This is a genomic window from Aestuariivita boseongensis, from assembly GCF_001262635.1.
In the GTDB taxonomy this organism is placed as follows: domain Bacteria; phylum Pseudomonadota; class Alphaproteobacteria; order Rhodobacterales; family Rhodobacteraceae; genus Aestuariivita; species Aestuariivita boseongensis.
On the sequence record NZ_JXYH01000010.1, the window covers coordinates 34074 to 58848 of the forward strand.

Below are 24775 nucleotides of genomic sequence, written 5' to 3' on the forward strand. Positions count from 1 at the left end.
TTTCCTGTATCGACAGCTAACCGCATTCAATTTTCATTTTCCATACCGTTTTTCATCAGCAATAGTGCGGAACTGTCGCAAGAGAAGGAGGACAGGATGCGCACGCAAGTCGCCATCATTGGTGGGGGGCCATCGGGCCTGCTTCTGGGCCAGCTTCTGCACCGCAAGGGCATCGACACGGTTATCCTTGAACGCAAAACCAAGGACTATGTTCTGGGCCGCATCCGTGCAGGGATCCTTGAAACCGGCATGGTGCAACTGATGCGCGAAGCGGGCGTGGGCGAACGGATGGACAAGGAATGCTTTATCCACGATGGCACGCTGATTTCCTATGGCGATGATCTTTTTGGCATCAATTTCAAGGAACACACCGACACCTCGGTCGTGGTCTATGGCCAGACCGAAGTGACCCGCGATCTTTATGCCGCACGCGAAGCGGCGGGCGCACCCATCATCTATAACACCGAAGGCGTTACCATCCGCGATGCCGATGGCGACGCGCCATATGTCACCTACACCGTCGACGGCACCGAACACCGGATCGACTGCGACTTCATCGCAGGCTGCGACGGCTTCCATGGCGTCAGCCGCCAGACCATCCCCCTGTCGGTGCGGCGCGAATATGAAAAGGTCTATCCCTTCGGCTGGCTGGGCATCCTGTCCGAGACACCCCCCGTGAACGACGAACTGATTTATGCCAGTTCCGACCGCGGTTTTGCGCTTTGTTCAATGCGCAACGCGAACCTCAGCCGCTATTACATCCAGTGTTCGCTGTCAGACAGCCCCGACGACTGGACCGATGACGCCTTTTGGACTGAACTGAAACGCCGCATCCCAGCCTCGCAGGCCGAGGCGCTCATTACCGGCCCCTCCATCGAAAAATCCATTGCGCCCCTGCGCAGTTTCGTCACCGAACCCATGCGCTGGGGTCGGCTGTTCCTGTGCGGAGACGCCGCCCATATCGTGCCGCCCACCGGCGCGAAGGGTCTGAACACGGCAGCCTCGGACGTGCATTATCTTTATCACGGGCTGGTGCAGCACTATCAGGACAACGACGATGACGGGATCGAGCGGTATTCCGAACGGGCACTGGCGCGGGTCTGGAAGGCCGAACGGTTCAGCTGGTGGTTCACCAATCTGATGCACCGCTACCCGGACCAGTCCGAATTCGATCTGAAAATGCAGCAGGCCGAGATTTCCTTTCTGCGCGACAATCGCGACGCTCAGGCGGTCATGGCGCAAAACTATGTTGGCCTGCCATATTGAAAGCGCGTTGAGGCCGATCGAGCACCGAAAGGGCTTGGCCACGGAAGGCTGCAAGGGATTCCCCGCGCCCGTTGCATCAAACGCCTGCGGGAAGTTCACCGGGCCAAGCCCGTTCGAACGGGCTTGATCAAGCGGCTTCGAAGCCGCTTGGCCCCACCCGACCGATGCACAGAATCGGTGCGCGGGTTGTGCACAGCGGTTTTGGCCGTCAGAACCCCAGATCCTTGACCGCCTCCATCGACACATGGGTCGAACTGCTGCCCACGAACGGCAGCGCCGAAATCTTCTCTCCCAACACTTGCCTGTAAGCCTTGATATCCGTCGTGCGCACCTTCAGCAGGTAATCGAACGCCCCGGCGATCATGTGGCATTCCTCGATCTCCGGCACCTGCTGCACTGCCCGGTTGAAGGCCTGCAAAGCCACCTCTGTCGTATCGGTCAGTTCTACTTCCACAAAGGCCACGTGATCCTGCCCCAGCTTCGCCGGGTTCAGCACCGCTCGAAAGCCGGTTATATACCCTTCCGCCTGCAACCTGCGCACCCGCGCCTGCGTCGGTGTCTTTGACAAGCCGATCATCCGCGCAAGGTCGGTGATGGGCATCCGCCCATCCCGACTGAGGCTTTCCAGGATGGCGATATCAAAATAGTCAAGTTGGCTGATTTCTGAGGATTTAAGTTTCATATAACGTTCAAGATGATCCAAAATAGGGAAATTTACCTGAAATCTAGAGCAACATGGACACATTGCCTAGAAGGAATCTGTTAGGCTCACCTGGTATCATCACAGGTGCGCCCCATGCAAAATCTCGACCAGATTCGTTCCTCCATCCGCGAAGCAACCCTAAAACCGGATGATGACATCCTCGCTCAACTGATGCAGGACGCGCCGATCAGCGACGATGTCAGAACGGCCGCCAAATCCCGCGCCACCAAGCTGGTGAGCGATATTCGCAAGGGCGACGATCCCGGCCTGATGGAGGTGTTTCTGGCCGAATACGGCCTGTCGACCGACGAAGGCGTGGCGCTGATGTGCCTGGCCGAGGCACTCTTGCGCGTGCCCGACACTGACACCATTGATGCCCTGATCGAAGACAAGATCGCGCCCTCCCATTGGGGCGAACATCTGGGCAAATCCTCCTCCCCGCTGGTCAACGCCTCCACCTGGGCGCTGATGCTCACGGGCAAGGTTTTGCAGGATGGTCAAGGGGTTGCGTCCGTTCTGCGCGGCGCCGTCAAGCGTTTGGGCGAACCCGTAATCCGCACCGCCGTGGCCCGCGCCATGAAGGAGCTGGGCGCGCAGTTCGTGCTGGGCGAAACCATTGGCGAAGCCGTCAAACGCGGCCGCAAGAAAGAGGCGCAGGGCTACACCTTTTCCTACGACATGCTGGGCGAAGCCGCCCTGACCGCGGCGGACGCGCAGGAGTTCTATGACGCCTATGCCGACGCGATCAAACGCCTAACGGCCGAATGCAAACACAGCGATATCTGCAACAATCCGGGTATCTCGATCAAGCTCTCCGCGCTCCACCCCCGCTACGAGATGGGTCAGAAAACCCGCGTGATGGCCGAACTGGTGGACCGCACCCTGACCCTCGCCCGCATGGCCAAGGATGCGCGCATGGGCCTGAACATCGACGCGGAAGAGGCCGACCGGCTGGACCTGTCGCTGGACGTGATCGAAGCGGTGCTCAGCGATCCGTCACTGGCCGGCTGGGACGGGTTCGGCGTTGTGGTGCAGGCCTATGGCAAACGCGCTGCGCCAGTGCTGGACTGGCTTCATACGCTGGCCGAACAGCTGGATCGCAAGATTATGGTGCGGCTGGTCAAAGGCGCTTATTGGGACACTGAAATCAAGCGCGCGCAGGTTGAAGGTTTGCATGGTTTCCCTGTCTTCAGCCAGAAAGCCGCGACGGATATCTCCTACCTGTCCTGCGCGCAGAAACTGCTGGGCATGACCGACCGGATCTATCCCCAGTTCGCCACGCACAATGCCCATTCCGTGGCTGCCATCATCGAAATGGCCGAGGATCCCACCGCCTTTGAATTCCAGCGCCTGCACGGCATGGGCGAAGCGCTGCATGACCGGGTTCTGGCCGCGAATGCCACACGGTGCCGGATCTATGCCCCTGTTGGCGCGCATCGGGATCTGCTGGCTTATCTGGTACGGCGGCTGTTGGAAAACGGCGCGAACAGCTCTTTTGTGAACCAGATCGTGGATGAAACCGTTCCTCCCGAGATCGTGGCCGCCGACCCGTTCGACACCTATCGCAAAGGGCAAAGCCCGGTAACGGCACCTGCCGATCTTTACGCGCCAGAGCGCGTGAATTCCAAAGGCTGGGATCTGCACGACCCCGTCGATCTGGCAGAGGTCGAGGACGCGCGCACCCCTTGGCGCACCCATCGCTGGGCGGCAGGTCCGATGATCGCGGGCAAGGCAGAGGGGGCGGAACAGCAAACCGTCCTGAACCCCTGCAACCCGCAAGATCAGGTGGGCACGCTGACCCTGTCGTCACCGGCAGATGTCGACGCAGCCCTTGACGCGGCCCGCCCGTGGCAGGCCAGCGCAGCAGAACGCGCGGTGGTTTTGACCAAAGCTTCCGACCTTTATGAAGCAAACTTCGGGGAGATCTTCGCCCTGCTGACGCGGGAGGCGGGCAAGACCCCACTGGATGCCATTGCGGAACTGCGCGAAGCCGTTGATTTCCTGCGCTATTACGCGGCGCAAGGGGAACGGTTGGAGATGCCCGCGCGCGGTGTCTTCGCCTGCATCTCTCCCTGGAACTTCCCGCTGGCCATCTTCACCGGCCAGATCGCGGCGGCGCTGGCTGCGGGCAATGGCGTTCTGGCCAAACCGGCCGAGCCCACGGGCCTGATCGCTGCCCTTGGCATTCGGCTGCTTCATGAGGCAGGCGTGCCGCAAGAGGTGTTGCAGCTGCTGCCCGGCCACGGGTCTGTCGTTGGCGCCAGGATCACGTCCGACCCGCGCATTGCGGGGGTGTGCTTCACAGGCTCAACCGCCACCGCGCAGCGCATCAATCGCGCCATGGCGAAATCGGTTGCGCCCACGGCCCCGCTAATCGCCGAAACCGGAGGCCTGAATGCGATGATCGTGGACAGCACCGCGCTGCCGGAACAGGCGGTGAAGGATATCGTCACATCGGCCTTCCAGTCCGCCGGCCAGCGTTGCTCGGCCCTGCGCATGCTGTATCTGCAAGAGGATATCGCCGAGGATTTCCTGACCATGCTGTACGGTGCCATGGATGAGCTGACGCTGGGCGATCCATGGGCGCTGAACACCGATATCGGGCCGGTGATCAACGACGCCGCCCGCGCCGGTATCGCCGCGCATATCGACGCCGCGCGTCAGGACGGGCGCGTGCTGAAAGAACTGTCTGTGCCCGATCACGGCACCTTCATTGCACCCACGGTGATCCGAGTGAACGGCATTGCCGATCTGAAGCGCGAGATCTTCGGTCCGGTCATGCATGTGGCCACCTATGCCGCTGAGGATCTGGACAAAGTCGTCGATCAGATCAACGCCACAGGCTTTGGGCTGACCTTCGGGATGCATTCGCGCATTGACGACCGGATTGATCAGGTCACCCGCCGGTTGCGGGCAGGCAACATGTATATCAACCGCAACCAGATCGGCGCCATCGTCGGCTCTCAACCCTTTGGCGGTGAAGGGATGTCCGGCACGGGCCCCAAGGCAGGCGGGCCGTCTTATGTGCCGCGCTTCACCCTGCCAGAGCGCGTGATGCTGCCCACGGAAGAGGCCGAGCTGGCCGATGTAGACGCGGTTCAAACTGCGATTGACCGGATGGTGCGGCTGCATCACCCGTTGAAGACCGTCTCCCTTCCCGGGCCGACGGGGGAATCGAACCGCCTGTCGGAATTCGGGCGCGGTGTGGTTCTCTGCCTGGGCCCCACGGCAGAGCTGGCTCGCCAGCAAATGGCGATTGCGGCAGATAACGGCTGTGTTGCCGTCGGTGTTGCGCCGGGGCTTAGCGGACCGGATTGTGTTGATGGGGTACTCAACCCGCAGGCGCTGGCCGGGTTGCACGGGTTTGACGCGGTCGCCTGTGAGGCTGAAGACGACGTCCTGCAAGCCATGCGCATCGCCCTGGCAGGACGGTCGGGCAAGCTGATCCCGCTGGTTGCGGAAACGGACATGCCCGCGCGACTGCGGATCGAACGGCATATCTGCGTGGACACGACGGCAGCCGGCGGCAACGCAAGCCTTCTGGCCGAGGTCAGCTGATCAGCTTGGCCTTTGCGGGCAATCGGGCTATCTGACGCGGCGAAACTGATCAGACCGCGACCGGAGCCGCTATGACCTTGCACCAACCCGACCTTGCCACGCGCCAGGAACTGCCCGATGCCCTGCGGGTGCTGGTCAGGGAAATCCCGCGCGCGGGTTGGGCTGAGCATCAGAATTATTCCCAGCTGATCGACTTCTGGCTGAACCGGCACATGATGTTCCGCCAGTTGCTTGAGCAGCTGACTCAGGATTCCCAGGCCGCGCTGGATCGCAGCATGGACCCGCGCACATACAAGGCGCGGCTGCATCGGTTCGGCGGGCTGCTAATCAATGAATTGCACGGCCACCACATGATCGAGGATATGCATTACTTCCCCAGCATGGCGAAGCTGGACAGCCGCGTTTCGGCAGGCTTCGACATTCTGGACAGCGACCACCACGCGATGGATGCGCAATTGCAGCGGCTGGCGCAGGGGGCAAACGACGCGCTGCAGGCGGGCGATGACGCGGCGGTGCGTGAAGGCGCCGGTCAGTTCAGCAAGACCCTGTCAGACTTTGCCCCGCTGCTGAACCGGCATCTTCTGGACGAGGAAGAACTGGTCGTGCCTGTGCTTCTGAAATACGCCCCGGCCGAGTTCCGCTGAACCCGTCGCGCTCAGTAATCCTTTTCGAAGAATATCCCGAGGCTGGTCGAGCTGTCAGACCGCGCCGTGCCCCGTGCGGTTAGATTCGGGGTGATCGTCAGGTTCAGGTTGATCTCGGATTCGCCTTCGGTGGTGCGGGAGACGTCGGAATAGATATTCTCGCTGATATACTTGCCCGCGCGTACCGATGTTTCACCCGTCTCGGTCGTGGAAACGTCCAGATCATCAAGACCCAGCCCCTCGCGAAGTTGGCTGACCGCACCCGGCCCGCGACCTGACAGCTGGGCAAGGGCATCGGCGATCTTCAACGCTTGGAGAGGGGAAATCTCGGATACATCGCGCCCAAACAGGAACCGCGAGAGGATCTCGTCCTGGGGCAGTTCCGGAGAGGACGTCAGGACAAGTTCGGGTGCCGATATCGGCCCTTCGATCACAAAGCGTACATCGGTTTCCCCGGCGGATGCTTCGGCCACGATGCGCATATAGGGGTCAAGATCGCCTTGCGGTTCGATAAAGCCTTTGGTCAGATCCAGACGCTGACCCAGAATGCTGAGCCGGCCCCGGATCAGTTCGAACCGGCCCGTCGGAATAACGGCGTTGGTGGTCCCTGCGACACGGAGGCTGCCACCCATTTCAGCATCAAGCCCCCGCCCCCGAATGAAGATGCGCGCAGGCGCTGACACGAGCACGTCCAGCCCGTAAGGCCGCGTCGCTCCGCCACCATTGCCGCCGGTTTCGATCAATCCGGCGCGCGCGCGCGTGTTTCGGACGGCAGCGGGTTCATTGCGGTGCACCAACCCCGGCAAGGCTGCGGATGCGGGACCAGATGTACTGGGCACCTGAATACCGACTTCGTCAAAGGTGATCTGGCCTGCGATCCGCGCGCCACCCGTAAGTGGACCGTCCACCGTCAGTTGGCCATTCGCGGTCGTCTCAAGCAGGCCAGGTTCAACCACGACCATGTTCTCGATCAGGATCGACAGTTCGCCGGGGAACGGGTCGCTGATCGTGACCGGACCAGACAGGCGGATCACACCTCCCGAAGAGACCGCAAGGGCGGCATCGACAGAGGCGCGGCCCGAAGACAGGCCGACCGTGCCGTCAATACTGCTGAAAGCCAGTTTCTGTGCTGGCAGCGACAAGGTCGCACCGTTGATGCGCGCCGTACCGCTGAGCGATGTCAGCGCAAGCGGGCCACGCAGGGCCATGTCGAATTGCACCGGGCCGTCAATGATGTTGGGCGCGATCTGCCGGTTGATCAGTGCCAGGGGCGCGACGCCGGTGGCTGCCAGATCAGCGGTGGCGGCATCCTGCGCCAACGTGCCGTCCAGCGCCACCTGCATGCCTCCGGGGCCGGTCAGATCGGTGTCGATGGCCCAGCCTTGGCTGCTTTGGCCCAAAGTCCCTTCTGCGGCGACCGCCCCCGGCAGGCTGGCGACGATCACGCCAAGGTCCGGCAATGACAGGCTGTAGGCTAACGAGGTGTCATCGCCCATCAGCGTGCCATTCGCACTGGCCGAGATGCGCGGCGCGGCAAGGTCGAAAAGATCCAGAGTGATCGTGCCATCCGCCTCGCGCGCAGCCTCAAGCGAGACGTCAGCGCGACCTGCCAGAAGGGTGTCCGCCTCGGCAATCCCGGTTTGCAGATCGGTAATGCGCCCGGTCAGGCTCAGGCTGCCCGATTGCGTCTCAATCTGCCCCTGGCCTTCGGCCGACAGGTTCACCGCCCCGGAAAGAGGCCTGTCCAGCAGCCAAGCGTAGGTCGACACATCGTCGGATTGCAGGTCGATCCGGTACCGCGTTGTCTCGCTGTCTAGTGGCGTCTCAAGCGTGGCGTCCAGACGTGTGTTGCCCGGTGCATTGGCAGACACATCAGCATTCAGGCGCGCGCCACTTTGTTCGAACGTCGCCTCGACCCGGCCTTCGCCCTGCATGTCCTGGTGGATTAGCGAGGCATCCAGAATGCGCGCAGTGATTTGCCCGGAGGAGGACGAACCCGTGATCGCAGCCTTGCCGGTGATGCCGGCCTGCGGCGTGCCGATATCGAAACTGTCCAAGTAAGTACCGTCCCCGTCGCGACGGGCCGCGACGCTGAGCGCGCCTTCCCCTCCGATCAAAGGATCGACCTGAGGAACGCCCACTGCCAGATCTTGGGACAAACCGGTGACCTGCAGATCGAACGCGCCATCCAAGGGTACCACATCGCCAACTACATCGACCTGCACGCCACCTTCGATCGGTTGACCTGCCAACGCGGCGAAGCGGCTTATGTCGTTCGCCTGCAATGTCAGATCGCTGGTGATGATAGGGCTATCGCTGCCATCGGGCAGACGCAGGCTCAGATCGCCCCGCAGGCCATAATCATCGCCCCTCAGGTTCAGATCGGTGATGCGGAAGGGTTCATCCTCGATCAAGGCAAAGTCGAACGAGGCGTTCAGATCCCGCCCCACGGCGCGGTTCAGATCGGCATCCCCCAGATCCAGCGTGACCAGCGACATGACCACATCGCCCAGTACGCGGCCAACCGCATCGCCTTCGCCTGCCGCGATCGTTCCGCGCCCGTTCATGCGCGCCGCCCCAAGGGAAAATCCGTCGCGCGTCACGTTCTCGGCCAAAAGCGAAAGGTCCCAGATGTCGCCCTGATCCGCATCGAAGGCGAAATTCAACCGGGCCCCGTCCAGCCGCGTGGCAGGCCCCGGAATCGACAGCAGCACGCTGTCTCCTTCAACCGGCGCAATGCGGGCGGTCAGGTTGATCTCTTGCGGCCAGGCTTCGGGGCCAAGGGAAATCTGGCCGTTCAGATCGAAAGCCGCCGCATCAAGGATCAGCGTGTTGATCTCCAGCCCGCCCTGATCGGATCTGAGCGTATCCAGCTCAAGCCGCAGGTCCTCGCCGAAAAAGCTGCGATAATCGGGCTGAAGCAGCGGGCGGATATCGCCCGACAGGTTCGCGCGCAGGAACTGTTCGGTCGTACCGCTTTCCGTCTGGCTTGAACCGGTAACGACACGCCCCGCCAGCCGATCCGCACCGTCGGTCGCCAGGGCGATATCCGCCGTGAAATCACTGAGTGGTCCCTGCCCCGTGACGCTCAGATCCAATGAAGGGCGCTCCGGGATACCTGCCATCGTGGCGATCAGACCGTCGCGCGCCTCGGACACGTTCAAGGACAAAGACAGGATATCCGTGCTGTTGGCATAGTCACCCGTCAGTTCGAAAGCACCCCTTTTGCCGTCGGTGCGCGCAATCAACAGATTGGCCGCCCCTTCCCCGCCGGCAAGCGAAGCGGATCCGGTGATGGACACCTCGGCCGCTTCGCCGAAGACCGCCTCTCCGATGGTGACCGTTTCGATCCCCAGCTCTCCGATCTGGATCGAGACGGGAAGCTCCGGCAAGGAGAACGCCGTGGCCTGCGGCGGCGGCAGCTTGGGAAGCTGGAAACCGGCCGGTTCCTCCTCTTCGGTGGAGGGCAGACGCGAGATGGTCAGCCCTTCGGCTGTCAGCTTGTCCACCTCAAGCCGTCCGCGCAGCAAGGCCGCGCGACGCCAGTCAAGCTGTGCGTCGGTCAGCGTCAGCCACACGCCATCGGCATCTGCAATGGTCAGCGTTTCCATCGTCGCTGATGAGCTGAGCGCACCTGCAAAGCCTTCGATCCGCACATCCCGTCCGGCACCCGAAAGGCTGTCTTCCAGCAGGGCCTGCAGGTATCCGCGGTCATCAACCTCCTCCGCATTGCCTTGCGCGGACAGAGGCAACGGGCTCAGGCAGACAAGCAGGGTTATGATGCGGGCAAATCTCAAAACGCCTGTCCTATCCCGATGTACAGTTGAACGCCATCGCCCGTATTGCCACTGACCGGGGCCGCGATATCGACACGCAGGGGGCCGATGCCTGTGTTGTACCGCACACCAAATCCAGCGCCCGCATGCCATTCACCCGTACCATCCAGAAAACTGCCCGACCCCACATAACCTGCATCGACAAAGATCACACCGCCAAGCGTTTCCGTGAAACCGGTGCGCAGCTCAACCATGGTGCCCAGGAAACTGCGCCCGCCAATGGTCAGGTTGGGCGGAAGATCCACGCCCAGCGATTGATAGGGCTGACCACGCACCGTGCCGCCTCCACCAGACAGAAACAGCATATCGGGATGCGTTTCCGTCAGGTCCGAACCAATAATTGACCCCCATTGCACACGCCCTGCCAGAACAAACCGCCCATCGCCAAAGCTGCGATAGGCCCGCGCATCAGCCGTCAGCCGCAAGCCCGAGGCAGTGTCGGAAAGTCCCAGATAAGGCGTCGCAGTGGCGCGCAGAAACGTGCCTCCGGTCGCGTTCAGCGGATCATCGCGTTTGTCCCAGGTCGCGATGTTGGGAAATTCGATCAACGTATAGTCGATGGGCCCAAGTGCTGACCGGGTTTTCGAGCGGAAGAAGGCGACGCCTGTTTCGGCCTCAAACCCGTCCATGGGATACCACGTCACACCTACGCCCAGTTCGAACGTGTCGGATCGGAAGGTGGGTTCATCCAGGCTTTCCAACTCGCCCAACACGAAAAGCGTGGTGTCCGAGCGCAGGGCAGATGGAAACTCCAGCCGCGCACCCAGTTTGAAATCCATCCCGTTCCCGTCCTGCGCGGCGATCTGGTTGATCTCGCCTTCAACACGCAGGTGTTCGGCTCCACCCAGAAGGTTCCGGTGCAACCAGAAGCCCGAGAGGCTGAGCCCTTCTAAGGACGACAGTTCGGCACCAAAGCCAAACCGGCGCGGAGCACGGTCAATAACGGTCAGCTCGATATCCATGGTGCCATCGGGCTGCGCGGGCCCTTCACGCAGGGACACCGACGAAAACGTTCCCGTGCGGCGCATCCGAGTTGTCACGGCGTCCAACGCTTCGGGGGAAAAGACCTCTCCGCTGGGCAGATCGGCGATGCGGGCGATGCGATTGGGACGCACTGCGCTTTCGCCCTTTATGATGAGATCGCCAAACCGCAGACGCGGTCCGGGAATGATGGTCAGATCGGCCGACAGGGTTTTCGCATTGTGATCCGCCACAATGCGCTGCGGCCCCTGTTCGGCCTTTGCATGACCGGCCTCGCGCCAGCCCACGATGGCGGATTGGCTGGCTTGCCGAATGACGGTCGCCAGCGCTGGCTGTCCTTGTGCAAACCCTTCCGGCGCAGCGTCGCCCGGTGCCAGCGGAGCAATGCGCGTCTGGCCAAAGCGGAAGGGCGGACCGGGGTCGACAATAATGGCAACCCGGGTGATTTCGGCCGGCAGGGACAGCAGCGACAGCGACGCGGCTTCGCGCCCGTTCACCTGAATGCGCACCACGCCGCTGTAATGACCATAGGCGTAAAGCGTCTCAACAAGCCGCCGGTAATCGGCCAAGGCCGCGGACACCAGATCAGAGGGCGCGGTTTCGCCTTCGGCGATTGCAGAGGCCAGAAGCGAGGTCGCACGCAAATCGTCCCGCAAGTCTTCATTTTGTGAAGGCACATTGAACGACAAGGCAGGCGCAGCGCTGGGCGCACCCGCGCCAAGCACCCAGGCAGTAATGCAGGTCAGCACTAACGACAGCAGACCGGATCGGCCCATGAACCTACTTCCCCCAAAAGTTCCGGCGCATAGGCCAGACTCTGCCCCGTGCGGGAAAGCAGGTGCAACCAGTTTCCCGCAGATCGCGCCGCCTATGCCCAATGCGGCGCTTTCTTGCCTGAACGATCAGCCCTGAGGCACCAGGGCCAACGCGCGAATGGGTGATCCGGTTCCCTGTTCGATTTTCAGAGGCGCCGCCATCAGGATCGCACCCTTTGGCGGCAACTGATCCAGATTGGCAAGGCTTGCCAGACCGAAGCAATTGTCGCGGTGCAGATAGTTATGCGCGGGGTAAGGCGGGCTCATCTTTCCGGCCATGCCCGCATCGGTGCCGATGCATTGGCTGCCCCAGCCGACGATACCTTTGGACAAAAGGTAATCCATGCATTCGGTTGTTGGGCCGGGCGAGTGCGAGCCGTCCTCATGCGGGCTGGGATCGTCGTTCAGAAACAGCTCCTCATCATGGGCGCGCTTGTCCCAATCGGTACGCATGACAACCCATTCGCCGGGGTTGATTTCGCCGTGTTCGGCCTCCCACGCCTTGACGTGTTCGGCCGTCAGCAGGAAATCGGGGTCTTCGGCGCTTTCCTTCGAGCAGTCGATCACATTCACCGGCGCGATCAGGCGTTGCACGTCCAGCGTGTCGGTATAGCCGTCTTCGAAATCCTTGCCGGTGATCCAGTGATGGGGCGCGTCGAAATGGGTGCCCGAATGTTCGCCCAGTTTCAGCCAGTTCCAGGCAAAGAACGGACCATCGGCGTCATATTCGCTTATGCGGTGGATTTCGACCTTGGGCGTGTTTTTCGCAAAATCCTCGGGCAAACGCAGGATCGGCGTATCGGGGCCCAGAGGTGCGGTGCAATCAACTATCTTCACCTGACCGCTCAGCAACATGGCGCCCAGCCCGCCAAGAAGGTCTTGAGGGGTCATTTGGATGCCTTTCACAGGGGTTTGCGGGCCTTTACCGGCAAAGCGGCGCTTGCGGCGGTTCAGCGTTTCTTCGGTGATGTCGAAGACCGCGTCGATGGTTTCTTCGCGCGTGACATTACCGGGCGACAGGCGCACCAGCGGGCCACGGAAATCAACGGAAAATCCTTCGACCCCCAGCGCCCCTACTGTGGCGGCAGCCTCGGGTTTGTCGGGAAAGCGCAGCATGACAGATCCGCCGCGCTTGTCCGCATCGCGGGGCGAATGGAGCGGCAAATCCAATGCATCAGCGCGTGCGATGATCCGGTCGACCAGCTTGCGGTTCCAGGCGGCCAGCTCTGCGTGATCTTGCTCCGCATGCCAGGCAAGCGCCGGCAGAGAGGCAATGGCAGGCACCGATCCCGGCGTTCCGCTGTCAAATCGGCGGATATCGGGCGCATATTCGAACTTGTCCAGATCCCAGCTGAACGGATTGTTTTGCGAAAACCATCCGCGTCCTTCTGGTTCCAGCTCCAGCACCAACGATTTGTCGACATACAGAATGCCTGCACCAGGTGTCCCGCACATCCATTTCAGCGAGGTGGACAGAACAAAATCAACCTTGGGGTTTTGGGCGTCAAACGGGATCAGCCCGGCGGCCTGCGTAATGTCCACGCCGATCAGGCTGCCCATCTTGCGGCCATGCGCCACAAGCGGTTCAAGATCCACGCGTGCCGACGCAGTGGAGGTCACCCAGGTGATCAGGGCCAGACCCACATCCGGGCCCCAATGTTCAAGATATTGGTCCTGTTCGACCCAGGATTTCCCCTCTGACAGGGGCACGGTGTCAAGCGTGAAGCCCATCTTGGGCGCAAGGCCTGTCAGCAGGAAATGCAGGCTGGGAAAACAGTCGCCAGCCACCAGTACGCGCTTGCCCCGCAGCATACCTTCAGGCAGCGACCGCATCAGCTTGTGCAAGCCGTCCGTCACGCTTTCGCAGGTGGTCGTCGATCCCTTGGGTACGTTGATGATGCGCCGCCAGTAATCAATGAAATCCTGCCGTTTCAGCAGAACATAGCCCCATTGCTTGTCATTGGGCGCGGCCCAGACCTCGGCAAACTCGGCCATCGCGGCGGCCATTTCCTCCTCTTTGCCGGGATACATCCCGATGGAGTGATAGAGAAAATAGCCAGCATGTTTGGTGTTGGTCAGCATGTTCCCTCCCGGAGGTGCAGCGCACAAGTTAGGTGAGGTTGCCATGGTCGTCCATGGGGATTTCCGCCGCGGTCTTGAATGTCGTTCCCCTGAACAAGAACACCCCGGACAAATGCCGGGGTGTCTGTAACGCTTTGAAAAGATCGCTTTAGCGGTAGCGCACTGTCTCGAACTGGCCGTCCTTCACGATGACCTGACGATAGTTGCCCGCCGATTCACCAGGGCCGATCAGCTCGACCGCCGATGCGCCAACATAGTCGATGTCGCCGCCGTCTTTCAGGATCTGCAGCGCTTTGGCCAATTCACCGGGATAGATCTTTTCACCCGGGGCGTTGGCCACGTCAAAGACATGATCCTTCAGCGCCTGGCTGTCGGATGACCCTGCCGCCTGCATGGCCAACATGATCAGCGCCGCCGCGTCATAGCTTTCCGGCGTGAACGGCGATGTGCCGTCAAAGCCCGCCGCTTCAGCCATCTTGGCATAGATGTCGGTGCCCGGGCTGTCGGTGCCCGCGACCTGTCCGAAGGAGCCATTCAGCGCATCGCCGATGGTCAGGATGTTGTCGCCGATCATGCCGCCGGGCAGAACAAAGCGATCCCATGCGCCAGTATCCAGCGCGCCTTCGATGATGCCGCGGCCGCCCTGATCCAGATATCCGGCAACCACAAGAATGTCACCGCCTGCGGCGGCAAGGGTCGCAACCTCGGCGGAATAGTCAGCCTTGCCGTCTTCGTGGCTAAGGTTCACGGTCACCTCGCCACCGGCTGCCTCGAACGCGGTGCGGAAGCTGTCGGCCAGACCTTTGCCATAGTCGTTGTTGGTATAGGTCAGCGCGACGGATTTGATGCCTTCTTCCATCAGGATATCGGTCATCACCTGACCTTCCCGCGCGTCAGACGGGGCGGTACGGAAGAAGAGACCGTTGTCTTCGGCCGCCGACAGACCCGGCGATGTGGCCGAGGGCGAAATCATCACGATGCCGTTGGCAACCGCCACGTTCTGCAGGATGGCGCCCGTCACACCCGAACAATCGGCACCGACAATCGCGTTCACGCGGTCAGCCGTGACCAGCCGCTCCGCTGCCGCTGTCGCCGCGGCGGAATCGATGCAGGTGGAGTCACCGCGAACCGACACGACCGAAGCGCCATCCAGCAGAAGTCCGCTATCGGAGACCTCTTTCATCGCCAATTCGGCACCCGAGGCCATGGGTTGGGTCAACGATTCAATCGGCCCGGTGAAGCCGAAAATGATACCCAGTTTGATTTCCTCGGCCATGGCCGAAGGCGCAAGCAGCGCGGCAACGGCGCTGGCAGCCAATAGTTTTTTCATGTGAACCTCCCGGTTTTTTTGCTTATTCAAACAGCTTAGGCAAAGCGCGGGCATAGTAAAGCGCCCTGACGCGGGAGAGACGCGAAATGCGACTTGCTGCGAAACCTGGCGTCAGGCCCGACTATTTGCCGGGCTTTTCCGAGCCCGATCAGCCGTCGTCTTGCACCGGCGTCTGTTCCGAAGCGTCTGTCCCGGATTCGGATAGTGGCGACGGGCGCGGTGCAGGTCTGCGCGCACGCGCTTCGCGTTCTTCCCTTTCGGTCGCATGGGTGTGGATGCTGCGGATGCTCCATTCCACCGCATCTTTCATCACACTGCCCAGCGCCTCATCAAAGGCGGTCGCCACGTCATTGGGATTGTCGCTGAGTGATGGGTAAAATTCTTCGAATGATCGTGAGCCGATGATCCGGTCCTCACGGGCATCAATCAGCTTGATGTTCAGACGCACCTGAATCTGCAGCGGCGCATCAGGCCCTACGTCAGCGGGAACAACCGCCTGAAATTCGCGGATATCGGTCGCGATATAGTAATCGGCGCGCAGACCGATACCCGAACTGCCCACCGCAGGCACACGATTGGAATTCTCGAAACTTTCAATAAGCAGCGATTGCACGATCAGCGGCGCGCGATCCACCCAGCGGGCCACAGGCAGATATTGAACGCGCAGAGCCGTGGGTTGCACGGCAATCTGGTCGGTGCTGACCGCAGCGGTCGCGGTGGGTTCTTCCACGACAATCTGTTGGGTCAATCGGGGCAGATTGGACGAAAACGTGCTTTTCGGCGTCAGCGCATAAAGCTCGTTCGGTGTGGCCACCGATTGCAGACGGGTCAGACCGGCACAAGCGCTTAGCCCGCTGACAAGCGCGGTGCATACGGCCAGGCGGATCAGGGTCTGGATCATCTGCGGAACTCCGAATTGGTGGTGCCCAGAAGGAAACGGGCGGGATCCCTTTCCACCCGATCAACCAGACGGTCAAGACCCGACACAAGCAGGCGCGCCTCTTCTGTCAGGCGCAGGAATTCCGGCAGGCCAAGCCCAAGGAAATCCGAAACCTGACGACGGTTTTCCAGAACCAGATCCTCCAGAGTGCCCAGGAAGGACGAGGCCGAAAGTGACGCTTCGCGGATCTCTTCCGCAACGCGGTCGATATCTTCGGACGCGCCGGCGACAGTGTCGGAGAATGCTGTCACTGCCCCGCGCAGATCAGTGATGATCCCGTCAAGTTCGGTATCGATAATCTCGTTCACCGATCCGAATGCTTCCTGCGCGGTGTCCAATGTCTCTTCGGCGGCGACCATGGCTCCGTCGATGGCGGTCAATGTTTCATTGGCATTGGCAAAGGTTTGGGAGGCATCCAGCAGCGTTTGATTTCCTGTCTCGGCAAAGGTTTCGAAACTGGCCACAGCGGTGGACACGTCTGTGCCGAACTGGTCAATCACCTTGTTGGCTGTATCTGCCACTTCACGGATATCCTCCACGATGCGGGGCAGGTCGTTGTCGGTAAAGGCAGTGACCCTTTCGAACGTATCGCCTGCGGTATCCAGTGTTTCGGTGGCGGTGTTCAACGTGGTTTCCGCCACATCCGCCAGATCCTCCAAACGGTTAGAGAAGGCGGCAACCTCTTGCGCGGCGGTGCTGAGATCATTTGAAAGCGTTTCGAAATTCGTCAGCGCCGTGTCCAGCCGTTCGGTTGCGTCTGCGGTGTTTTGCAGAATGTCCGAAATGGCAGTGCGGTTTTCTTCATTGAAGACCTCGTTGATATCTTCAAGAAGCGAAACCGCTTTTTCCAGCACCACGGGCGCCCCTTCGAAAACCGATTGCAAGGCCGAGCGTTCCGACGGGATCACCGACCCTTCCGGCAACGGGGTCGAGGTGTCCGATCCGCCCGACAGCGCCACATAGCTGACGCCGGTGACACCCTGCGCCTGCAATTGCGCCACGGTTTCGGTATTAACAGGGGTATTCGCGCCCACCTCGATCCGCACGCGCACCAAGGCGTTGCTGCCCTCGTCAAGCTCAAGATTGACGACCTGTCCCACCGGCAGCCCGTTATAGCGCACATCGCCCGCCGCACTCAGCCCCGCAACATCGGGAAAAAGGATGTCGTAATAGGCATACTGGCGATCAATCTCGACCTTGGTCAACCATAGCAACAGCCCGAACCCGCCGATGATGGTCGCCAACGTGAACACGCCGATCAGCAGGTAATTTGCTTTGGTTTCCATCGGTGCGGTTTGCCTTATTGGGACTTTTCTTGCGCGGCACGGGCGCGCGGCCCGGTGAAATATTCCTGGACCCAGGGGTGATCTACGGCTGTCATGTCTTCTATCGGACCTTCTACCAGAACGCGTTTTTCGGCCAAGACCGCAATGCGATCACAAATCGCATAAAGACTGTCCAAGTCATGCGTCACCATGAAAACCGTCAGACCCAATGATCTTTGCAACTCGCCAATCAGGTCATCATAAGCTGCCGCCCCGATCGGGTCGAGACCTGCGGTGGGTTCATCCAGAAACACGATCTCGGGATCCAGCGCCAGCGCGCGCGCAAGCGCCGCACGTTTGCGCATGCCGCCCGACAGTTCCGAAGGCAGCTTGCCACAGGCCAGCGGGGGCAGACCCACAAGGCTGATCTTCAACTCTCCCAAAGCCTTCATCAGCGCGGGGCTGAGTTTCAGGTGCTCGCGCATCGGGGTCATCACGTTCTGAAGCACAGTCAGCGACGAAAACAGCGCCCCGTCCTGAAACGCCACGCCCCAGCGGGTTTCGACATTGCGCCTTTCGGCTTCGGGGCCATTCAGCACGTCAACGCCCAGCACCTCGATCGACCCGGCGGCAGGACGGTTCAACCCGACAATGGTGCGCAGCAGAACCGACTTGCCCGTTCCCGATCCGCCGACGATGCCCAGAACCTCCCCCCGCCAAACGTCGAGGTTCAGGTCATCATGTACAACTTGCGTGCCAAACTGAGTGCGCAGGCCACGCACCCGGATCACAGCTTCGCGTTGCACGTCGCTCTGGGCCTTTTCTGGTGTCAGCGCGCCGTCCATCAGACCCCCACTTCCGAGAAGAAGATGGAAAAGGCGGCATCCAGCGCGATAACTAGAAAGATGGATTGCACCACCGACGAGGTCGTCTGCCGTCCGACGCTTTCGGAGGACCCCTTCACCTGCATCGCACGCCAGCAGGCCACAACGCCGATGACCACGGCGAAAAACGGTGCCTTGATCATACCCACGCCCAGATGCCAGACATCGGTGTTTTCATAAAGCCGGGTTATGAACATGCCGGGGCTGACGCCCAGTTCGATCCAGCTCATCAATGCGCCGCCAAAAATGCCCGCGATATTGGCGATAAACCCAAGCGCAGGCAGCATGATGACCAGCGCAAGCACCCGCGGCAGCACCAGAACGTCAATCGGATCAAGCCCCAGCGTGCGCATCGCGTCGATTTCCTCGCGCACTTTCATCGACCCGATAGAGGCGGTGAAAGCCGAACCGGACCGGCCGGCCACGATGATCGCGGTCAGCAGAATGCCCAATTCCCGAAAGATCGAGATCGCGATCAGATCGACGACGAAAACCTCGGCCCCGAATTGCCGCAACTGCGCCGCCCCCTGAAAGGACAGCACAACACCGATCAGAAAACCCATCAGCGCGACGATTGGCACCGCGTTCAAACCGGTTTCCTGCATCTGGCTGACAAGCGCGGGCATGCGCAACCTGCGCGGTTGCAGGGTCATGCGTAGGAACCGCTGCAGCGTGAGACCCAGAAAGGACAGAAGCGACAGGACCGACAGCCACCCTTGGTATGTACCTTCGCCCAGATCCTCCAACCACTCTTTGACGCCGCGCGGCAGATCCTCCTGCCCCTCGTCTTTGGGCAGGGCTTCGGACACCGTGTCGATCAGTTGCATCTGATCGGGATTGGCGCCGGAGATGTGCACCTCGGTCCCTTCTGCAGCCAACCGCCGCCGCAGCCGGACAACCAGATAGGCACCACCGGTATCGAGCGCCTCAAGCCCGGAGAGATCCAGCGTCAGAGTGGGGCCATCGGCCGAAAGCCCTTGAAAGGCCGCGTCGATCTGGCCCAATGTGTTGGTTACCAGACGCCCGCTGATCCGTGCGGTATAATCCGACAGTGACAGAGAAACGGAAGGCGCGGCCATGGCATCCAATGGGTAAAATGAGCAGACAACGCATCCCATCCCACAAGCGGGGCTGTGTCAAATTCATTTCCCCGGCTGCGACGACGTCTCCGGGCTTTGTCCGCTGCGATGCCCCCGATTGGCAAAACCCCACGAAAAGGAGCGATACTGATGAAAGCCAGCGGCGGCTGCTATTGCGGCGACATAAGATACCAGATTGACGGTCCCGCAGAGGCCGCGTTTCAGTGCCACTGCCGGGAATGTCAGTATTTCAGCGGCGGCGAACCGGCCACCGCCATGGCCTTCGATGAAGGCGATGTCATCTTTACCCGTGGAAACCTCGCGACCTTCGCGCGATCCGATCTGGAAAACCCGGTTCCTCGGTACTTCTGCCCCAGATGCGGAACCCATATCGGCAATTACAGTCCGCGCCGGCCAGACCTGATGATTTTAAAGGTCGGGACGTTGGACGATCCTTCTGTCTTCCGCCCGCAACTTGCGATTTTCCTGTGCGATGCACAGCCCTTCCATCATGTGGAAGACGGGCTACCTGCGTTTCAGAAACGCCCCTGACGGGCCTAAAGCACGGCGATTGAGACAATATGCGGCTGATCGGTTTCATTCTTGCCCTGGGGCTGTGCACCGGATCGGGGGTGGGTGCAGAAGGTCGCCTGCCCGCGCTGGATGTCGTGCAATCCGGCCACAGCCTAACCGACGACATCATGGCGCCACTGACGCAAATGGTGCGTGCGACCCATGTGCGCGGCGGGAAGCTCGACAAGGCGACCCTCCCCGGCAGCCCGATGGACTGGCGGTGGAACAACCCGACCGATCCGGATATCCGCCAGCCCGGCGTTATCGCACAATACGATGTGCTGGTGCTGACCGAACGGGCTCCGCTCAGCCGCACCCTGCCCTGGCACCAGTCACCGGAATGGGCGCTGCGCTGGACGACACATGCCTGGCGAAACGGCGGCCTGCGGACTGTGCTCTACGCCACCTGGGTCGAGATCGACAGCGGCCCCGATGCGGAAAACCTGTATAACGACCCGGACGGCCATATCCCCTTTCGCGACCGGCTGCCGATCGAGATGGCGGGATGGCGAAGTATTCTGGATCACGTGAACGCGAACCTGCCACAAGGGGTACCGAAAGTTTCGATGATTCCCGGCCCGCTGATCATGGCAGCGGCATATGACGACATCGCCGCAGGTAAGGCACCGGGCCTTTCATCCATCTCGGACCTGTTTACGGATCAGATCCACCTAAATGCGCGCGGGGCCTATCTGATCGCACTGGCGCATTATGCGGTCATCTATGGCGCCGACCCACGAGGCCTGCCCCATGGCATCCCCGCGCGCGGGGAACCGGACAAGGCCCAGGCTGCATGGATGCAGGATCTGGTCTGGCGGGTGCTGGAGGCCTATCGCGCCACGCAGTGACGCTTAGCTCACAGCGACATACGCCGTTCCGCGGCCCCGCCGCGCCGCCGGGGTTTTGGCAGTGTCAGATCCAGCGGCGTCAGCGGTTTTTGCAGCGACTGGCGCAACAGGTCGCAGAACACAGCCACCGCCGGATCGGTTTCAACGAAGGGGCGGGCGTAAAGATAAGCCCGGATCGCCTCGAATTCGTAATTCGCCTGACCAGGCAAGCCACCCAGCCACTGCATATAGCCCATGCGCCCCAATTCGAGCGCCCTTTCGGGCGTGTCCGCCCGTACCTGAAGTTGTTGCAAGGTTCTGTGGATCAGCATCGCGCCCTCCGCGCAGCAGGGGCGGTGCGCGGGGAAGTCTGCAACTGTGTCGGGCCTGTCCGGTCCATCCTGTCTGCTCCTTCTCCGGGGCACCCCGCCCGGGTTGAGTTGACTGCGGTGCGAAACACACCGGAGATGGCAGGTCTCCTGACTTGCGGGTCGCTGCTTGCCTGAACCTTCCCAAGCGTTGTGGCGCTCAGTGGTTGCGTTTCAGGATCGCTCGCCGCCTACAGTTGCGGGGGCAGTCGCGGAATTGGGCCAGATGGCCCGCACCGCGTTCCCATTTCAGCCCGGCATATCGTCTTGCCGGACACCATCAGAACAAAGCATTGCTCAGCCCTGCGAGTCGCGCAAGCGCGAAGGCAGGTCGGTCATGCCAAGATGCACAGATTTCGTATTCTTGAAGGGGATGGTGGCGTGGGGGAGACTTGAACTCCCGACCTCTCGATTATGAGTCGAGCGCTCTAACCAGCTGAGCTACCGCGCCATGGGGGCGTGACCTATGCCAGCCCCCGCGACTCGTCAAGCGGGAAATCACCGCTTTGCGCTGCGCACCGTGTCGATCATCAGCTGGACGTTCTCGGGATCGGCATCCGGCGTAATCCCATGGCCCAGATTGAAGATATGCGGCCCGTTGGAAAAGGCCTCAACAATCGCGCGTGTCTCGTCGATCAAGGCCTGACCACCCGTCACCATATGCGAGGATTTTAGGTTGCCTTGCACGCAGCCATCGACCTGCACATGTTCAGCCGCCCATTTCGGGTCAACTGCGCTGTCCAGCGCAACACAATCCACGCCGGTTGCCTTTGCAAAGCCCACATATTTCTCACCGGCTTCGCGCGGGAAGCCGATCACGGGGATACCAGGGTGCTTTTCCTTCAGCGCGGCGGTGATCACGCGGCAGGGCTCAAGCGCGTATTTGTCAAAGGCGTCGCCTTTCAGAGACCCAGCCCAGCTGTCGAAAATCTTCACGACTTCCGCGCCCGCTTCGATCTGCGCCGACAGGTAATCAATCGTGGCCTCGGTCAAACGGTCGATCAGGCTGGCAAACAGCGGCTCGTTCTCGGCCATCAGCTTATGCGCAGGCCCCTGATCCGGAGTGCCGCGACCCGCGATCATATAGGTGGCCACAGTCCACGGCGCACCCGCGAATCCGATCAGCGTGGTTTCTTCGGGCAATTCGCGGCGCAGGATGCGCACGGTTTCATAAATGGGGTTCAGTGTTTCGTGAATATCGTCGCGCGTGCCGATCTTGGCAAAATCGGCCTCGGTCGTGATGGTCGACAGACGCGGGCCTTCGCCGGTGACAAACCATAGATCCGCGCCCAGCGCCTGCGGCACCAGCAGGATATCGGCAAACAGGATCGCCGCATCGAACCCATAGCGGCGGATGGGCTGCAAAGTGACCTCGGCCGCCAGTTCGCTGTTATAGCAAAGCGACAGGAAATCCCCTGCCTGAGCGCGCGTGGCGCGGTATTCCGGCAGGTACCGGCCTGCCTGCCGCATCATCCAGATCGGCGGTGTCTCAAGTGTTTCTCCCGCCAGGGCGCGCAGCAGTGTCTTCGTTTCGGCCATAAGTCCCTCATCAACGTCTGTGCGCTTTTGGTCATGGCTCAGCGTCACTTTGTCAAGACGGGGGCGGTTGTCAGGGCAAATTGACGCGACTAATGATAGGCTTATGACGATTGATTTGCCGACCCCCGATCACCCGCTGAACATTGGCACCAGAGGCTCCCCCCTGGCCTTGGCGCAAGCACATGAGACGCGCCGCCGCCTGAGCGAAGCCTTTGATCTTCCTGAAGAAGCCTTCCGGATCGTGGTGATCAAGGTCACCGGGGATGCCATTCAGGATCGTCCTCTGAAAGAAATCGGCGGCAAGGGCCTGTTCACCCGCGAGATCGAAGAGGACCTACTGTCAGGAAAAATTGACATTGCGGTACATTCGATGAAGGACATGCCGGTCGAGCAACCCGCCGGTTTGCTGCTGGACACCTATCTGCCGCGCGAGGATGTGCGCGATGCATTCATCTCTCCCGACAAGGACGGGATCGCGGCATTGGCTCAGGGCGCGGTTGTGGGTACATCCAGCCTGCGGCGCAAGGCCCAGCTTTTGAACCGCCGACCCGATCTGCAGGTGGTGGAGTTTCGCGGCAACGTGCAAACCCGGCTGCGCAAACTGTCCGAGGGCGTTGCGGAATGCACGTTCCTAGCGATGGCCGGCCTGAACCGGCTGGCGATGGACGAAGTGCCGAAGCACGCGATTTCCCCCGATGATATGCTGCCTGCCGTCGCGCAAGGCGCCATCGGCATCGAACGGCGCGCCGATGACAGCCGCACGGCCACAATGCTGGAGGCGATCCACCACGGCCCAACCGGCCAGCGTCTGGCCGCCGAGCGGGCATTTCTGGCAGAACTCGACGGATCTTGCGAAACGCCCATCGCGGGCCTTGCGGAATTGGAAGGCGGTACACTGAGGCTGCGCGGAGAAGTCCTGCGCCCGGATGGGTCGCAAGCCATTGCCGACGATGCCTCCGCCCCGATCGAGGACGGCCCCGAACTGGGCCGCGCGATGGCGCGCAAATTGTTGGAACAGGCAGGTCCCGGCTTTTTCGACTGGCACAGCTGACCACAAAGTGACGCCGCGCTTTTGTTGACAGACGACGCGTCCGGCTGGACCATGTGTCACGTCAACCTGACGGGAGGCGCGAAATGACACCCGGCAAAGCCTATCTGACCACCGACGAAATCAGACCTCTTGCAGAACGCTCGGACGCGATGGGCGTCTGGCTGATCCTGCATTGCTGGGGCGTGATCGCACTGGCCGTCGCGCTTTTTGCGTGGCTGCCCAACCCGATCACCTTTGTCCTGGCGGTAATGATCATCGGATCGCGCCAACTTGGCCTTGCGATTTTGATGCACGAGGCGGCGCATAACGCCCTGTTCAAGACCCGCGCGGTGAATGAGTTCGTGGGCGAGTGGTTGTGCGGTCGGCCCATTCTGGCAGAACTTTCGGCCTATCGCCACTACCACCTGACTCATCATCGCTTTACCCAGACCGACAAGGATCCTGACCTGGTTCTGTCCTCCAAGTTTCCCACCTCTCATGCCTCGCTGAAGCGGAAGTTCATCCGCGACCTGACCGGCCAGACGGGCTTCAAGCAACTGGCGGGCCAGATCGCGATGTCACTTCGTCTGGCGGGCGATGACGACGCGATCAAGGCGGCGAATTCCGATTTCGCGCAGGCTTTCAAGGCACGGGATCTGTGGAAATCCTTCCCGGTTTTTCTTGGCATCATCGTGCTGATGGGCGTGATTGGCGAATGGTGGTACGGTCTGGCCTTCTGGCTGCTGCCCTTCCTGACCTGGTTCCAACTGGTTCTCCGCGTTCGCAACATCGCGGAACATGGCGCAACGGAGCAATCCGAGAACCCGCTGCAGAATGTGCGCACCACCCATGCGGGCCCCATCGCACGGGCTTTGGTTGCACCCTATTGGGTCAATTATCACCTGGAACATCATATGGTCATGCATGTGCCCTGCTGGAAGCTCAGGCACATGCATGACGCTCTTATTGAAAAAGGTCTTGGTGCTGAAATGAGGGTCGCCCGGTCCTATTGGGATGCCTTGGGCGAAGCGGGCTGGCGATCGGCCTGACGGCGC

At 61.2% G+C, this 24775-nt stretch carries 18 protein-coding genes, 1 tRNA gene and 1 riboswitch; of the genes, 7 read left to right on the forward strand and 12 right to left on the reverse strand.

What is annotated here, in order from left to right:
- The first annotated feature begins 96 nt into the window (after nucleotides 1-96).
- On the forward strand, nucleotides 97-1266 hold the full coding sequence (gene pobA, locus TR61_RS06025) for a 4-hydroxybenzoate 3-monooxygenase (protein WP_050929003.1): 1170 nt from the start codon (nucleotides 97-99) through the stop codon (nucleotides 1264-1266).
- Nucleotides 1267-1474: 208 nt separating this feature from the next.
- Here pobA and TR61_RS06030 read toward each other — a convergent pair whose 3' ends face one another.
- Nucleotides 1475-1948, reverse strand: coding sequence for an Lrp/AsnC family transcriptional regulator (locus tag TR61_RS06030; protein WP_050929063.1), 474 nt, complete (start codon nucleotides 1946-1948; stop codon nucleotides 1475-1477).
- Between the two features lie 114 nt (nucleotides 1949-2062).
- On the opposite strand from TR61_RS06030, the gene putA reads away from it, so the two are divergent.
- Nucleotides 2063-5527: a bifunctional proline dehydrogenase/L-glutamate gamma-semialdehyde dehydrogenase PutA gene (gene putA, locus TR61_RS06035; RefSeq protein WP_050929004.1), complete on the forward strand. Its 3465-nt coding sequence runs from the start codon at nucleotides 2063-2065 to the stop codon at nucleotides 5525-5527.
- Nucleotides 5528-5598: 71 nt separating this feature from the next.
- Nucleotides 5599-6171, forward strand: a complete 573-nt coding sequence (locus TR61_RS06040) for a hemerythrin domain-containing protein (RefSeq protein WP_050929006.1) — start codon at nucleotides 5599-5601, stop codon at nucleotides 6169-6171.
- An 11-nt stretch (nucleotides 6172-6182) separates the two neighbouring features.
- Here TR61_RS06040 and TR61_RS06045 read toward each other — a convergent pair whose 3' ends face one another.
- From TR61_RS06045 to TR61_RS06085, 8 genes are all read right to left on the reverse strand, one after another.
- The gene (locus TR61_RS06045) at nucleotides 6183-9968 is read right to left on the reverse strand and encodes a translocation/assembly module TamB domain-containing protein (RefSeq protein WP_050929011.1); all 3786 of its coding nucleotides are present in this window, start codon (nucleotides 9966-9968) and stop codon (nucleotides 6183-6185) included.
- Complete coding sequence (locus tag TR61_RS06050) at nucleotides 9965-11764, reverse strand: autotransporter assembly complex protein TamA (protein WP_050929013.1); 1800 nt, start codon at nucleotides 11762-11764, stop codon at nucleotides 9965-9967. The genes TR61_RS06045 and TR61_RS06050 overlap by 4 nt, the downstream gene beginning before the upstream one ends.
- Nucleotides 11765-11890: 126 nt before the next feature.
- The gene (locus TR61_RS20550; protein WP_425394200.1) at nucleotides 11891-13885 is read right to left on the reverse strand and encodes an aminotransferase class V-fold PLP-dependent enzyme; all 1995 of its coding nucleotides are present in this window, start codon (nucleotides 13883-13885) and stop codon (nucleotides 11891-11893) included.
- A 148-nt stretch (nucleotides 13886-14033) separates the two neighbouring features.
- Complete coding sequence (locus tag TR61_RS06065) at nucleotides 14034-15215, reverse strand: ABC transporter substrate-binding protein (protein WP_050929014.1); 1182 nt, start codon at nucleotides 15213-15215, stop codon at nucleotides 14034-14036.
- Nucleotides 15216-15363: 148 nt separating this feature from the next.
- The gene (locus TR61_RS06070) at nucleotides 15364-16116 is read right to left on the reverse strand and encodes an ABC-type transport auxiliary lipoprotein family protein (protein WP_082181863.1); all 753 of its coding nucleotides are present in this window, start codon (nucleotides 16114-16116) and stop codon (nucleotides 15364-15366) included.
- Nucleotides 16113-17441 carry an MCE family protein gene (locus TR61_RS06075; RefSeq protein ID WP_050929016.1) on the reverse strand — a complete coding sequence of 443 codons (1329 nt, stop codon included), beginning with the start codon at nucleotides 17439-17441 and terminating at the stop codon, nucleotides 16113-16115. The genes TR61_RS06070 and TR61_RS06075 overlap by 4 nt, the downstream gene beginning before the upstream one ends.
- Before the next feature lie 14 nt (nucleotides 17442-17455).
- Nucleotides 17456-18265: an ABC transporter ATP-binding protein gene (locus tag TR61_RS06080; protein WP_050929017.1), complete on the reverse strand. Its 810-nt coding sequence runs from the start codon at nucleotides 18263-18265 to the stop codon at nucleotides 17456-17458.
- The gene (locus TR61_RS06085) at nucleotides 18265-19383 is read right to left on the reverse strand and encodes an ABC transporter permease (protein ID WP_050929065.1); all 1119 of its coding nucleotides are present in this window, start codon (nucleotides 19381-19383) and stop codon (nucleotides 18265-18267) included. Before TR61_RS06085 ends, TR61_RS06080 begins: the two co-directional genes overlap by 1 nt.
- Before the next feature lie 150 nt (nucleotides 19384-19533).
- Here TR61_RS06085 and TR61_RS06090 point away from each other — a divergent pair, with 150 nt between their 5' ends.
- Nucleotides 19534-19935 carry a GFA family protein gene (locus TR61_RS06090; protein ID WP_050929018.1) on the forward strand — a complete coding sequence of 134 codons (402 nt, stop codon included), beginning with the start codon at nucleotides 19534-19536 and terminating at the stop codon, nucleotides 19933-19935.
- Between the two features lie 29 nt (nucleotides 19936-19964).
- Nucleotides 19965-20804: a hypothetical protein gene (locus TR61_RS06095; protein ID WP_050929020.1), complete on the forward strand. Its 840-nt coding sequence runs from the start codon at nucleotides 19965-19967 to the stop codon at nucleotides 20802-20804.
- Nucleotides 20805-20812: 8 nt separating this feature from the next.
- Here the strand turns inward: TR61_RS06095 and TR61_RS06100 are convergent, their stop codons facing one another.
- From TR61_RS06100 to hemE, 3 genes are all read right to left on the reverse strand, one after another.
- The gene (locus tag TR61_RS06100; protein WP_050929028.1) at nucleotides 20813-21115 is read right to left on the reverse strand and encodes a hypothetical protein; all 303 of its coding nucleotides are present in this window, start codon (nucleotides 21113-21115) and stop codon (nucleotides 20813-20815) included.
- A gap of 120 nt (nucleotides 21116-21235) precedes the next feature.
- Nucleotides 21236-21448, reverse strand: a riboswitch (cobalamin riboswitch).
- A gap of 77 nt (nucleotides 21449-21525) precedes the next feature.
- A tRNA-Met gene (locus TR61_RS06105) sits at nucleotides 21526-21602 on the reverse strand.
- A 47-nt stretch (nucleotides 21603-21649) separates the two neighbouring features.
- Nucleotides 21650-22690, reverse strand: coding sequence for a uroporphyrinogen decarboxylase (gene hemE / locus TR61_RS06110; protein ID WP_050929029.1), 1041 nt, complete (start codon nucleotides 22688-22690; stop codon nucleotides 21650-21652).
- Between the two features lie 103 nt (nucleotides 22691-22793).
- Between hemE and hemC the strand changes: the two genes are divergently transcribed.
- Nucleotides 22794-23741 (forward strand): hydroxymethylbilane synthase, encoded by a 948-nt coding sequence (gene hemC, locus TR61_RS06115; protein ID WP_050929030.1) that lies wholly within the window; start codon nucleotides 22794-22796, stop codon nucleotides 23739-23741.
- An 83-nt stretch (nucleotides 23742-23824) separates the two neighbouring features.
- Nucleotides 23825-24769 (forward strand): fatty acid desaturase family protein, encoded by a 945-nt coding sequence (locus tag TR61_RS06120; protein WP_050929031.1) that lies wholly within the window; start codon nucleotides 23825-23827, stop codon nucleotides 24767-24769.
- The last annotated feature ends 6 nt before the right edge of the window (nucleotides 24770-24775 follow it).